The organism is Nostoc sp. CMAA1605 (assembly GCF_021596505.1).
In the GTDB taxonomy this organism is placed as follows: Bacteria; Cyanobacteriota; Cyanobacteriia; order Cyanobacteriales; family Nostocaceae; genus Trichormus.
Genome location: NZ_PJIZ01000145.1, coordinates 1 through 13,624, shown reverse-complemented (window position 1 = coordinate 13,624; position 13,624 = coordinate 1). Strand labels below are relative to the sequence as shown.

At 39.3% G+C, this 13,624-nt stretch carries 14 protein-coding genes; 4 read left to right on the top strand and 10 right to left on the bottom strand.

Annotated features, from left to right (window positions below):
• Positions 1-2,403, top strand: a 2,403-nt coding sequence (glgP, locus tag CV014_RS28360; RefSeq protein ID WP_236145066.1) for an alpha-glucan family phosphorylase, incomplete at its 5' end; no start/stop codon positions are given.
• 53 nt (positions 2,404-2,456) lie between these two features.
• Here the strand turns inward: glgP and CV014_RS28355 are convergent.
• Positions 2,457-3,194, bottom strand: coding sequence for a DUF429 domain-containing protein (locus CV014_RS28355; protein ID WP_236145065.1), 738 nt, complete (start codon positions 3,192-3,194; stop codon positions 2,457-2,459).
• A 248-nt stretch (positions 3,195-3,442) separates the two neighbouring features.
• Here CV014_RS28355 and CV014_RS28350 point away from each other — a divergent pair, with 248 nt between their 5' ends.
• Positions 3,443-4,414: an ankyrin repeat domain-containing protein gene (locus CV014_RS28350; RefSeq protein WP_236145064.1), complete on the top strand. Its 972-nt coding sequence runs from the start codon at positions 3,443-3,445 to the stop codon at positions 4,412-4,414.
• Between the two features lie 16 nt (positions 4,415-4,430).
• Here the strand turns inward: CV014_RS28350 and pip are convergent, their stop codons facing one another.
• Positions 4,431-5,381 (bottom strand): prolyl aminopeptidase, encoded by a 951-nt coding sequence (pip, locus tag CV014_RS28345; RefSeq protein WP_236145063.1) that lies wholly within the window; start codon positions 5,379-5,381, stop codon positions 4,431-4,433.
• A 42-nt stretch (positions 5,382-5,423) separates the two neighbouring features.
• Positions 5,424-5,879, bottom strand: a complete 456-nt coding sequence (locus tag CV014_RS28340) for a DMT family transporter (protein ID WP_236145062.1) — start codon at positions 5,877-5,879, stop codon at positions 5,424-5,426.
• 306 nt (positions 5,880-6,185) lie between these two features.
• On the opposite strand from CV014_RS28340, the gene CV014_RS28335 reads away from it, so the two are divergent.
• Positions 6,186-6,665, top strand: a complete 480-nt coding sequence (locus tag CV014_RS28335; protein ID WP_236145061.1) for a hypothetical protein — start codon at positions 6,186-6,188, stop codon at positions 6,663-6,665.
• 43 nt (positions 6,666-6,708) lie between these two features.
• Here the strand turns inward: CV014_RS28335 and CV014_RS28330 are convergent, their stop codons facing one another.
• The 6 genes from CV014_RS28330 to CV014_RS28305 form a co-directional block, all read right to left on the bottom strand.
• The gene (locus tag CV014_RS28330) at positions 6,709-7,548 is read right to left on the bottom strand and encodes a metal ABC transporter permease (protein WP_236145060.1); all 840 of its coding nucleotides are present in this window, start codon (positions 7,546-7,548) and stop codon (positions 6,709-6,711) included.
• 294 nt (positions 7,549-7,842) lie between these two features.
• Complete coding sequence (locus CV014_RS28325) at positions 7,843-8,214, bottom strand: hypothetical protein (RefSeq protein WP_236145059.1); 372 nt, start codon at positions 8,212-8,214, stop codon at positions 7,843-7,845.
• Between the two features lie 84 nt (positions 8,215-8,298).
• Positions 8,299-10,035, bottom strand: a complete 1,737-nt coding sequence (locus CV014_RS28320; protein WP_236145058.1) for a vWA domain-containing protein — start codon at positions 10,033-10,035, stop codon at positions 8,299-8,301.
• Between the two features lie 5 nt (positions 10,036-10,040).
• Positions 10,041-10,694 (bottom strand): DUF2244 domain-containing protein, encoded by a 654-nt coding sequence (locus CV014_RS28315; RefSeq protein WP_236145057.1) that lies wholly within the window; start codon positions 10,692-10,694, stop codon positions 10,041-10,043.
• 67 nt (positions 10,695-10,761) lie between these two features.
• Positions 10,762-11,469 (bottom strand): response regulator transcription factor, encoded by a 708-nt coding sequence (locus tag CV014_RS28310; RefSeq protein ID WP_236145056.1) that lies wholly within the window; start codon positions 11,467-11,469, stop codon positions 10,762-10,764.
• Positions 11,470-11,731: 262 nt separating this feature from the next.
• Positions 11,732-12,322, bottom strand: a complete 591-nt coding sequence (locus tag CV014_RS28305) for a hypothetical protein (RefSeq protein WP_236145055.1) — start codon at positions 12,320-12,322, stop codon at positions 11,732-11,734.
• A 271-nt stretch (positions 12,323-12,593) separates the two neighbouring features.
• On the opposite strand from CV014_RS28305, the gene CV014_RS28300 reads away from it, so the two are divergent.
• Positions 12,594-13,169 (top strand): Uma2 family endonuclease, encoded by a 576-nt coding sequence (locus CV014_RS28300; protein ID WP_236145054.1) that lies wholly within the window; start codon positions 12,594-12,596, stop codon positions 13,167-13,169.
• A 121-nt stretch (positions 13,170-13,290) separates the two neighbouring features.
• On the opposite strand, the gene CV014_RS28295 is transcribed toward CV014_RS28300, so the two are convergent.
• Positions 13,291-13,506, bottom strand: coding sequence for a hypothetical protein (locus CV014_RS28295; RefSeq protein WP_236145053.1), 216 nt, complete (start codon positions 13,504-13,506; stop codon positions 13,291-13,293).
• Positions 13,507-13,624 lie beyond the last annotated feature (118 nt).

Sequence of the window (13,624 nt, the reverse complement as noted above, 5' to 3'; positions counted from 1 at the left end):
GTATTGATGTTAGGTACAATCAGCCAAGCGCGGCTTTTGGAAGTTGTGGAAGATGAAGGCTTCCTGGCGCAAATGGATCGTGCCGCCCGTCAATTAGAAGATTATTTGCAGGAACGCACTTGGTATCAGAAACAGCGCAGTCAGAAGCCCAAGGAATGTTACGCCTATTTTTCGGCTGAGTTTGGATTGGTAGATTGTCTACCAGTATATTCTGGAGGCTTAGGGGTGCTGGCGGGGGATCACCTCAAATCTGCCAGTGACTTGGGCTTACCACTTGTGGGAGTGGGTTTACTGTATCAGCAAGGCTACTTTGCTCAGTATCTCAATGTGGATGGCTGGCAGCAAGAACGTTATCCGATTAACGATTTCTACAATATGCCTTTGCACCTAGAACGCAATCCCGACGGTTCAGAACTGCGGATTGCCGTAGACTATCCAGGGCGGAAGGTCTACGCCAGGGTGTGGCGCGTACAGGTGGGAACAGTCCCTCTGTATATGCTAGATACCAACATTGAACCCAATAACCCCTACGACCACGACATCACAGATCAGTTGTATGGTGGCGATATTGATATGCGTATCCACCAGGAAATCATGCTGGGGATCGGTGGTGTGCAGATGTTGAAGGCGTTGGGCTATGAAGTCACCGCTTATCACATGAATGAAGGTCACGCCGCCTTCTCTGCCCTAGAACGCATTCGGACATTAATTCAAGAACAGGGATTAAGTTACGCCGAAGCTAAACAGGTGGTGATGTCCAGTAATATTTTCACCACCCATACACCAGTGCCGGCGGGGATTGATTTGTTCCCTCCCGATAAGATTTTGCATTACTTGGGTTACTACGCAGATATTTTTGACCTCCCCAAAGAGCAATTTTTAGGGTTGGGAAGAGAAAATACAGGAGATTTATCTGCACCCTTTAGTATGGCAGTGCTGGCTTTAAAGATGGCTACTGCTTCTAATGGTGTTGCCCAACTACACGGTGTAGTTTCCCGTCAGATGTTCCAAGGGTTATGGAAAAAAGTCCCTGTAGACGAAGTACCAATTACCGCCATTACTAACGGTGTTCATGCCCGCAGTTGTGTAGCGAAATCGACTCAAGAGTTATACGATCGCTATCTTGGCCCCAATTGGTCATCAACACCACCAGATAGCCCCATGTGGGAGAAAATGGAAGCAATTCCCGATGAAGAGTTGTGGCGTAATCACGAGCGTTGCCGCTTGGATATGATTTTGTATGTACGGGATCATCTAGTCAAGCATTTACGCGATCGCGGTGCGTCTCCCTCCGAAATTGCCCAAGCCCAAGAAGTTCTTGATCCCAACGTCTTAACCATTGGTTTTGCCCGGCGGTTTGCTACCTACAAACGCGCTACCCTGTGGATGCGCGACATTGAACGGATTAAGCGCATTTTACTAGGTAATAAAGGCCGTAAGGTGCAATTCGTCATTGCCGGGAAGGCACACCCGAAAGATATTCCTGGTAAAGAACTCATCCGCGACATCAATCACTTTATCAGCGAACAACACCTAGAAAAACAGATCGTGTTTGTTCCCAACTATGACATTCACATTTCTCGGTTGATGGTGGCTGGTTGTGATATCTGGTTAAATACTCCCCGTCGTCCCCGTGAAGCCTCCGGTACTAGTGGGATGAAAGCCGCCATGAATGGCTTACCTAATCTGAGTGTGTTAGATGGTTGGTGGGATGAAGCCGACTATGTACGTACAGGTTGGGCAATTGGCCACGGTGAAAACTACGAAGATCCCAACTATCAAGATGAAGTAGAAGCCAACGCCCTCTATGACTTATTGGAAAAAGAGGTAGTACCCTTATTCTATGACCATCGCGATGATGATGGCTTACCCCGTCCTTGGGTAGCCAAAATGAAAGACGCGATTCGCTTGAATTGTCCTTTCTTTAATACCGCGCGGATGGTGAGAGAATACGCTGAACGGGCATATTTCCCAGCTAGCGATCGCTACCACACTTTAAACTCTGATAAATACGCCCCAGCTAAGGAATTAGCAGCTTGGAAAGCAAAACTTGGTGATCATTGGTTTAACATCAGAATCAAAGATATTGATGTATCTGCAAGTGCAGATATAGAAGTTAATCAAACTGTGGGTGTAAAAGCAAAAGTTGACTTGGCAACTTTAAGTAATGAAGATGTGCAAGTAGAACTATATCAAGGTGAAATTGATGCCAATGGCGAAATAGTTAACGCTGTCCCTGTCGTTATGGATTACCAAGGACAGGATACAAACGGCTTAGGTGTTTACACTGCTGATATCGTTTACACCACCTCTGGTTTACAAGGTTTGTCTTTACGGGTATTACCCAAACACCCGCACCTGTCTAGCCTTTATGAACCGAGATTGATTGCTTGGGCGGAGTAATTAAGAAAGGGGTGCAGGGGTGCAGGGGTGCAGGGGGAGTTTTTACCCAGTCCCTAGTCCCCAGTCCCCAGCCCCTTGGGGATAACAATGTAGCCTGTGGTGCGATCGCCTAGTACCAAGTTGCGTTGTTCTCCCCAATACCACCAATAAGCAGCCACATACGCACAGATTAAGCTGTCTAGTTTATCTTCTGTGGCTTTGAGTTCTGTACCTGTGTAGGGAATTTCATCAGTTAACCAACTACCGATAGATAAAGCAGGCTCAAATTGGGGCAGAATTTCGACAATATATTGATGTAATTTGATTAATTCTAAGCGGCGTTCACTGATACGCCCTTTTTTGTATTTAAGGATGCGTTCTAAACCGAATAAATGCACTATGGCGGGATGGGGAAAGACTTCTATCTGATATCTCCCTGGTGTTTGCGGTGTAATTTCCGGTGCATGAAGATAACCACGGGATTCTAATTCTAAGCCAAAATTAATAGTCCGTTCTGCAAAGGGGAGATTTTGGTTAGCGGGGTAACAGCCGGCGTGATATTTGCCAAAGTATTTGTGAGTTAGTTTATCAGGGAGACGGCTACCTGTGGCGTTAGGAATGAGGGTAGGTGCGTCTACAGCAATCAGTGCAGATTCGTCTGGTTTTACCCAATTATCTATCCAAGAGAGAATGTGAGCGATCGCATCTCGTCGTTCTAAATCAACTAACTCTAATTTTCCCTTGGCTAATTGTAAGCAACATAACCCACTAGGTTGAGATTTCCAACCCAAATCAACACCAATAAATTTCATATATTTACAAGAGTGAACTATACATTTATGAATTTAAAAGTCACATGGATTTCATCTAATAGATTAAGACGCATGGGCAAAAAAGCTTTTTTATCTAGTGAGTTACCATTGGCAGTTATATTTAAAACTTTGCTTCATATAAATTATATATTTATGTTTTGTCTTTTATAATTATATTCGTGAAAAATATTTTATAAAATTGTATGGATAGTTTTTTCCAGTTAGTGAGACAATTTGAGAAAAATATTTTGCAGTCATTATATGATGATGAAAATGAATATATAGGCAAAGATGATGATTTTCCTGAAAAAGACCAATATAAAAGTTTTCTAGAACTGATACAGGATGAAATTACATCTCAGAATTTACATCGACAACCATATATTCAAGCAATTGAATTACTGAATGTTAATTTATCACCAGAATCTACATTTAATGTAAATGAAACTGAGACAGATTGCGGTGATTCAATACTAATGAAATTAGTTAAAATCGGCAGACTAGATTTAGTTAAAACTTTAGTAGAATCAGGCGCAAATGTTAACTATCAAACTGAAAATGGCGAGTTCGCTTTACTATATGCAGCCAAAACAGGATGGAAAGAAATATTTGATTACCTTGAGCCTCTAACAAATGCTGAATTACACCGATATGCAGAAGCAGAACTATCCAAAGGATTACTGCAAAGACAAAAACTTGAGAATTATGCTGTTTCAGCTTTTGTTTATGCTGCCACTTGTGGAAATCTTCAAGCTGTAGCCGAAGCTATTGCCAATGGCATTGATATTAACGCTATCAACTACTATGGTTATAATGCGTTACACCGAGCTTGTTGGCAAGGACAAACATTGATGGTTGAAGTTTTACTTAAAGCAGGAGCTAACCCAAACATATCAACAGAAGACAACCAAGGATATTCTCCTCTCATGTTAGCTTTAGATAACCCTCCTTTTAAAGTAGAAATTTTTCGTATTTTACTTGATGCTGGGGCTGATGTAAATTGTAGAAGCTCCGATAACATAACAGTCTTAATGATGGCTGTTGATTGCCATAATTTAGAAGCAGTTCAGTTATTAATAGCCGCAGGTAGTGATGTCAATCAAAAAGGCTATGGGGAATTAACACCTTTAACGATAGCTCAAACAAATAATCATCATATGTCTTCTGAGCTATCTTTAGAAATTATCAATTTATTGTTAACAGCAGGTGCAATTAACTAAGTTTTATCATCAGTTTTTAATTCATGTCAGCACACCTATCTGTCGCCTCAATTAATGCACTACGAATCCCCACTTCACTCATTGAATGCCCGGCATCAGGTACAACGATAAATTTGGCTTCTGGCCAGGCTTTGTGTAATTCCCAAGCTGATACCATTGGACAAACTACATCATAACGCCCTTGCACAATCACGCCAGGAATATGGCGAATGCGGTCAACATTTAATAGTAGTTGATTTTCAGGATTTAAAAAGCCTTTATTGATAAAATAATGGCATTCAATCCGAGCGAATGCTTCTGCAAATTTATCCTCTCCAAAAGTTTGCATTAATTGCGTATCTGTGAATAATCTACTGGTGCTGGCTTCCCAAATTGACCAAGCCTTTGCTGCTGCTTGTCTAATCTCCAAGTCAGGGCTAGTTAAACGTTGATAATAAGCAGTCAGTAAATCATCACGTTCATCGACAGGAATTGGTTTGAGATATTCTTCCCACGCATCAGGAAAAATATAGCTAGCACCTTCTTGATAAAACCACCTTAATTCTTTTTGTCGTAGCAAGAATATACCACGTAAAATTAAACCCGAACAACGTTCTGGATGAGTTTGACTGTAGGCTAAAGATAAGGTGCTACCCCAACTCCCACCAAAAACTACCCACTTTTCTATATTTAAATGTTCCCGCAATTTTTCAATATCATTGACTAAATCCCAAGTTGTATTTTCTCTTAACTCTGCATGGGGTTGACTTTTACCACAACCACGTTGATCAAACATAATTAATCGCCATTTTTCTGGATGAAAATATTGGCGATAATATGGCGGACACCCACCACCAGGTCCACCATGCAGTAAAACTATAGGCTTTCCTTGGGGATTACCTGATTCTTCAAAATGAATCGTATGTAATTCCGAAACTTGTAACTTACCTTCTTGATAAGGCTCGATGAGGGGATAAAGTTCACGCATTTTGAGATGTAATTGTTGTGATGTTGTGTCATTTTTATCCCATTATCGCTTGGCATAAGCAACTAAGGAAACACCCACAACCACAAATACAACTCCTGCAATGCGTGTGGGACTGGCTGCAAACTTAGTTAGTCCAAGCGCACCGTAATGATCAAGGAAAAGTGCTGCAATCATCTGTCCTGCAATTGTTAGGGCGAGTGCTAGGGATGCTCCAATTTTGGGTGTAGCAAAAATGGTTGACCAAACATACAAAGTACCTAAACATCCGCCAATCCACATCCACCAAGAAGTTTGTGACAGCACAGCAGTAGCAGGAATGGGATATTGCGCTAATAAACAAATAGCCAGCGATGCTAATGTACCCGCTAGGTAGGAAATGAATGTGACTTGCATGGGTTCACCTACATAGCGTCGCAGCATAGTATTGAGAGCCACTTGGACTGGTAGAATAGCACCGCCTGCGAGTGCTGCTAACAGATAAATCGTGCGTCCATTCATCTTTAATCCTCCCGCACAGAATCTATAAAAATACGGTTATTCGTTAGAGATTAGGTCTATTTCATATAATGCCAAGTAATATTATTAGACCCTTAGCAAAGTTCTCATATATTTAATTATTTGGCAATAGATTTAATATGTTTTTTTGAGGCGATCGCGCAATTTATTCACTTAATCATGTGTTGAAGTAAAACCATATATTGTGAGCAATTGTATAATTTTATAAATTTAGCAATAATAGACTATATTCATTTGTTAAAAAATCAAATGTGAGTAATATACCAATGTTGAGACTTTCATAAAAAGATGCGATCGCACTACGAAGCACAAGTTTTTTCAGTCATAATTCAGAATCAGTACATAGAAGGTAAATTTCTTCTAGAAACATCTCTTCAGGTTTGTATTGAAAACTATGGTTTTACCTGGGAAAATCTAAATTTTTACAACATTTCCTCAGATGATACTGTGCATAGTATCCCTAAAGATATTTATGATGATTGGATTAATATTAATAGTCGTTCTCATTTATTAGCACCTTTATTTTCTCCCTGTAAAGTCAATTTAATTTCCCAAAAAGTTTACGATTACCTAATTACTGAGCATGACTATCGTTGGTGTAGTTTTCATTGCCTAACTCGTCCAGGTTTTACAGCAGATTCTAGTCATGCTTTGATTGAAGTTAACTATTGCTGTCCAGCAAGTGTACAGTATGGTAGTCTGCTGTATTTAGAAAGAAGTCATGAAGAATGGAAAGTTAAATCATCCCGTGGTATTTATAGTCAATAAAAGGGAACAGATGTAGAGGGATGATTTAAAACTCAGAATTAATTCACCTATTTGCGGGAATTAAAACACCATGTTTGGGACTAAATAAGAATGCTAACAGGAATAGACTCGAAACTACTAATACAATAGCCGGGCCAGAAGGCAAATTATAAAAGTAGCTCAAATACATACCGCTAATACTAGAAAAAACGCCAATACTTGCACCTAAAATCATCACTTGGTGTAACCGTTTGACTAAAAGATAAGCAGTAGCTCCAGGAGTGATTAAGAGAGACAATACTAAAATTACTCCCACCGCTTTCATACTGGCGACAATTGTTAAAGCGATGAGCAGCATTAAGCCAAAATTGAGGCGATTAACAGGTAAACCTGCGGCTTGCGCTCCTAAAGGGTCAAATGTATAAAATAGTAGTTCTTTATATAGCAGAACAATTACTACTAAAACAATAGTGGAAATAATTGCTGTGTCTCGGACTTCATTAATAGTAACACCGAGAATATTACCGAATAAAAAGTGATTGAGGTCGATTTTATTATCTTTTTGAATTAAAGTAATGAGGGTAACACCGAGTGCAAAAAAGGCGGAGAAAACTATCCCCATTGCTGCATCTTCTTTAATAGGCGATCGCGTTCTAATCCAGGTAATGATAATCGTACTAAAAACCCCAGCAATAAACGCGCCAATAAAAATATTAGCTCCCACCATAAAAGCGATCGCCAGTCCAGGTAAAACCGAGTGACTAATAGCATCCCCCAAAAGTGCTAATCTTTGCACCATCAGATAACTACCCACCACCGCACACAACAAACCCACTAAAATTGCAATCACAAGCGATCGCTGCATAAAACCATACTGCAACGGTTCAATTAAAGCATCAAGCATAGATTAGCCCCAGTTCTTTCACTAGTTAAAATCTTAACTTGAAAGAGGACGTGGGGGTGTAATACCAATTCGCAATTCGCAATGGACTAACGTCCCGCTACGCTAACGCAATTCGCAATTAAGAAAGTCAGATAACACCTGGATTTCAAGCTTTGCATTTGTTGCTTAATTTTGGAGAATTGGTATAAGAGTGTAGGGGGATAAGAGAGACAAGGAAGAAAAATCCTATTTCTAATGACTAATAACTAATGACTAATGACTATTGACTAATGACTATTGACTATTGACTATTGACTATTTCGCACACTGCAAAACTCTTGCTTGGGGATACATTTTTTGTAGTTGTAACTGCTTTTGTAATTGTGATTGTCCGTAGGTTTGTAACTGTTTGATTGCTTCCGGTGTGGGTGGAGTTGATAATTTATCTTCCCCTAAACTACTAAATAAAATTACAGATTTTACTTGCAATCTACGTTGCTGATATTGTTGATAAATTTCAGTGTAATCTTGTACAACCTTTTGCCATTCTACTGTCGGACAATAACTGCGATTAATTAGTAGTGTGACAGATGGAATGGCAAACAGCCAACTAATCAACAATCCGGTGATAAAAAAGGCTAACCAACTAATTCCTAAAGTTTTAAGAAGCTGCGTCTTAATATTCATGATTTTATGCCTCATACCTCATAATCGATAAAAAAATCTTCCCCTACACCCCTATACCCTCACACCCCTACACCCTTGTGCAATCTAAAGATTCGTCTGAAATAAGTCTTTGAGTAGGACTTGTACTCTTTCCGGTGTACCTTGATAGACATTGCCTTCGCGAATGGCAGCGATCGCTTCTAATTCCTGTTGATTCACTTCCCCGTAAGCGATGGGATAAACTCTTACGCCACTGTGTTTGATGACATCCTGAATTTGGTTTAATTCCAGTCCGTGGGTTCTTTCTCCGTCGGTGAGTAATAACGCATAAAATCTACCATTGGGATCGACTTTGCGCTTGGCCATTAAGTCTGCTAAACCAACGGCGAGTCCGTCGTAGAGTCCTGTACCACCATCGGGTTGTAATTGCTCAATGGCTGCAAATAATCGTTTTTGTTCCAACTCGTTAAAGGGAGCAAGTGCAATTCTGCGTACAGGGCGATCGCTAAAGGTAATTAACCCAATCTGATTACCTTGGTTGATGTGTTTGCTAGCAAATCTCAAGGCTTCCTGAACGGCTTTGAGTCGGTTATGCTCTTCCATTGAACCGCTTGTGTCTACAATCATTTCCATGTATACGGTACGTCCGCCATCTTTGCGTTGTTTCCAAAATGCTTGCACCGCTTTTAATACTTCCCCAGATGGTAAGGGTGGAAATTTACTACTTTGCAGATATTGAGTGTTTTCATATCCCTGTTCTTTGGCTAATTGTTGCATTGGTGCAGAGGTAGCAAAGCTAGCAAATTTTTGGAGTGCTGCTGTTTGAGATGCACTATTCCAATCAAATCCTACTAGTGGGGATTTTTCAGGAACACCGAAGGGAACGTAAGCCAGTTTTTCAAATCCTGGTTGTTTCTTTAATTTCACATAGCTTTGATAGGCCATGATAATGGCTTGAAACTTCTCCGGTTCACGAATCCAAATTTGCTTTAAGTCTAAGTATGTGGGTGTTGTCAGGGCTATTTGCTTCTGAAAAATACTAAAGACAGAATTGACGTTAAGCGATTCTAGTTCAGCAATAGTCAAGGGCTTCCCATCTTGACTATGTCCTGCGGCGCGCCACAACAAAGAGTGGAGAAAGTTTAAAGCCGATGAACTAATATAAGGATTGGAGTAACCGACCTGAATTTTACCGGAGAGAATAGCATCTGTGATCCGATCAAACGTCACTTCTCCACCTTCAGCAATTTCTTTATAGGCTTGTGGTTGAACAGCAAAGACGGCTTGGTTAGGAACTAAAGAAGGAGCAATTTCTTTCAGGGATAATCCTTCGGATTTGAGTAGTTCTAACCACATTGCTGTAGATGGTGTATAGCCTGCGGGTTGGGCTTTTTTGGCGGCTAGAATTTGTGCTGCTAATCCTGAAGGAATGTTGCGAATACCTACTTGAATAACTTCGCCAGTGGGGAGGGTTTGACGTTGTTGATTGAATTTTTCTGCAACATCAACTAACCACCGTTCATCTGTGCGTTCGCCATTGGCTTTTTCTGCGGAACCATAGATTTCGATATAGACGGTGTTGGGATTTTTATCAGGTTTGGCACCGTAAAGAGGGAAGTTGTTTGGATTGGGCGTAGAATCTACTAGAGGCGGAATCACCACACTATAGCTACTACTATCAGAAACAAGTTGTGAATCGACTTGAATTTTTGGTAACAACTGTTCTTGCAAATAGCGATCGGCACTTTCAAAGGAATCGATAGGTGTGAATGTTGTACAAGCACTCAACAAACTCACACATAAACCAATCACAAATCCTATGGGTAAAATGAATCTTTTCATATGGGTTAACTTTCTATAATGCCTCTGGTGTTTTCATTAATCAATGTTTGCAGTCGTGAAGAGATGACAGATGTATGATTTAACATGGGATTGCCTAAGTTATCCAATGCTATTTGATCATGTAGTTCCTGGAGTTGATCTTGAGTATCCTGAAGTCTGGCTAAACAGCTTTGTAACTGTTGTTTTGTCAATTCTTGATAGTATGGTGTTTGCACTTTCGTGTTAACTTGCAACCCTTGGACTAGCCGATCAATCAAGTCAAGAATGCTGTGTAGAGTTTCTAGTAAGTCTGGAGTCAAAGTAGATTCCTCTTGTGAAATTTCTACAGCAATCTGGTGAATAGTGACAGCTTGTTGTTTAACTGATTGCCACAGCACTTTAGAAGCATCAGGAATTTTGTGTTCGCGATAGTTAATGTGATTCAGAAAAACATTAGCTTGCAATAAATTTACTGTGTCATCTAAAGCGATCGCTTCTTGGTCTTGGAGTCGCCATTTCCAGGAAGCGATCGCTAATGCTACAATCAGCGCACCACTAAATATGACAATCCACCGCACTCCTAGCCAAAAGACAAAACCTAAATAGCCAATTAGTAACCCAACTATTAATAATTGAGTGGCATACATTAACCAAATATTCTGTCGTGATTGAACATTCATAAGCAATATTTCATGTATGATAAAGAAATTTCAGTTTGTAGTAAGGACTTTAGTCCTTAACAAAAAACTAATCAATTAAACCTGCTTCTCTAGCTCGAATCTTCGTCATAATTCTGATGTTTTTACCTTGATTTCTTAACTCATTGCAATCAATTCCCAAAGCATTTTGTAGTGTATCCCAGTGATTGCGGACTGTACGTTCAGATACGCGAATATGTGCAGCGATCGCCTTATCTTGTAAACCCTCATTAAAAGCAAGGCTGAGTAGTTTTAATATCTCTGGTTTAATGTTTAATTTTTCATAGATATTGGGATATATATCAATATCTGTAAGTTCCTTGATACAGGTAAATCCCCTCAATGCTCCAGATATTCTAAATAACATTTCTTGACTAGTAATATTTTTATCAGCAATCACAAAACCACCTTGATGATTATCAATCGCTGGTTTCATTTGTACTAGTCTTTTGACATAAGCACTTTGAACAAGAATATTCAATTTAGGATAGAGTTGCATTACTGTCTGCAAGAATTCTAAACCTATATGAGTCTGTGCTGTGGTTCTATTTTTATCTGGTAAACAGATATCCATAACTAGGAGGTGAGGTTGTAGTGTAGCGATTTGATTCATCGCCTCATCTGGTGTTTGCGCTGTGCTAATTTCAGCATCAGGATATTGATGTTTAATTAACTCAGTGGTTCCAGTCAGACAGATATCAGAACCATCAACTAAAACAATGTGTAGAGGTATATTCTTTGTAGAAGATTGGCTCATATTTTGTTTGTCTAGATGAAGAGAACACAACTAATTGAGGAGGAATGTCTAAACTGCAAGCATTTAGTTACTAGCTCAACAGCATTAAACAACAATATGTGAATATAAGAATCCGATTTGATTTCTGAAAAAATCTAAGTATATGTAGGGTGTGTTAGGCGTAAGCCGTAACGCACCGAAAACTTTGCGGTAGATGTTGTACTCTCGCTGCTAAAACATTCTACGTACATTTCAGATATCAAATATGAGTCCTATATCATAATTAAAACTGCTGACGGTTAATGGGTGTAGTTTTCAAGTTACCATTAACTTGCGGATATAAATAAAGGCTATATCCTCTTACTTTATCACCCTGCACATCAAAAACAAGCTGTTTTTCTACTTGATTATATGCAGTATTTACTCCAAATAAGTCTTTGACTCCGTACCATTGTTTTCCAGTTGCATACTTAATTTTGTATGTTCCTATGGGTAGTTTGATCGCAGCATTCTTATTGGCATGAATAAAAACTGTCATAGCAGATTTATTTGACTTAGAATCCACTACCTTGATAAAATAATGTTGTGTGCCTCTAGTATAAATATTGAGAGGGGCAAGGATTGTTTGAGATTTCGAGTTCCAATATCTTTTCACAACACCATTAGCTGGTAATCGCTGAACTTTAGGTACTTGAGCGACTTGATAAACAGTATGATTCGTATTTAATGTTTTGATATTGTGGCGTACATTAAATGTAATTGCACGAACAGGAAGTGCAACACTACTACTAATTAATGGTACCAAGAAAATTGTTGTCAATAAAATTTTATTCTGTTGCTTATAAAATTGATTTACTGCCAATTTGTGAATCATAAAATAACTTCCTACTCAGTGAGTTAGCAGATTGACTAAGAAGAAGAGTTTCTGCAAAATGCTCTGCACCTTCTGAGGGAATATCGTTCGCTAATGTGAAAAACACCATAATTTTAATATAACTTTACAAAGTCTCATTCAATGAGGATGCTTCACTCTAAAAACTGTGTAATTTATGCGCTAAGATAAAAAAATATTGATATCTGTGTGGTAGGTCATATTATTTTTTATCATTACACCCCCTATTCTCTTGTCCTAATTAGATTCAACCATGACACAGACAACTACAAACCATCTCTACTCTTTTGAAGAATATCTTGCTTATGACGATGGGACTGATAGCCGTTATGAACTGGTGGATGGGAAACTAGAACTTATGAATCCACCAACTTTTAGACATCTACTGATTGCCAAATTTATTGAAATATCATTTGATGCAGAAATCAAGCGTTTGAATTTACCTTGGTTATGCTTGAGAGAGGCGGGAGTAAGAACAGGATGGCGGAAGTCAAGATTGCCTGATGTTTATGTCATTCCATCAGAACAAGTGATGGGATTTTTGGATGAGTCTGCTGTGTGCCAATCTGCACCTTTATTAGTAGTAGAAATTGTCAGCCCGGACTCAATTAAACGTGATTATCGCCACAAACGTTCTGAATATGCAGCTTTGGAAGTTCCTGAATATTGGATTGTTGATCCGATTGAGTCAAAAATTACTATTTTGTTATTATCAGAAGGATTATACGAAGAACAAGAATTTAGTGGCAGTCAACAACTTGTTTCTGGTATTTTTCCAGAGATTCAGTTAACAGTTGAACAGGTGTTAGCGGGTGGTAAAATTAATTAGAAAAAAGTTTTTATTGGAGTGAAGTATAAATTATTTTTGGGCATTGGGCATTGGGCATAAAGTAAAGTATGCAGTGTTGGTTTTACGCTACTACTTAATATTGGATCGTTTCCTGTTTTTTTCACTTAAAAGGTGTGAATAACTGGACATTATGACAATCACGGCACTCCCGTGCTAACATTGTTTTTCCGTCTCCCCACATACTATTATCAGCACGAAAATACACCCACTGCGATGGTGCTTCGCCTACGGTACGACCCCACGCAAAATTTTGTGAACCACAGATAGGACAGGGTGCATTTTGTAGATTATGGCTGGGATTTGGTTTTTGGCTCATGAGGTTTTTTACCTATTTTGAGGGCAAAATTACTTAGGCGGACAAGAAGGATCTTTCACAAGTTCAAATGATAACCTACCTCTTACCCGCTTGACAGTGACAATTATACGTGTTGTAA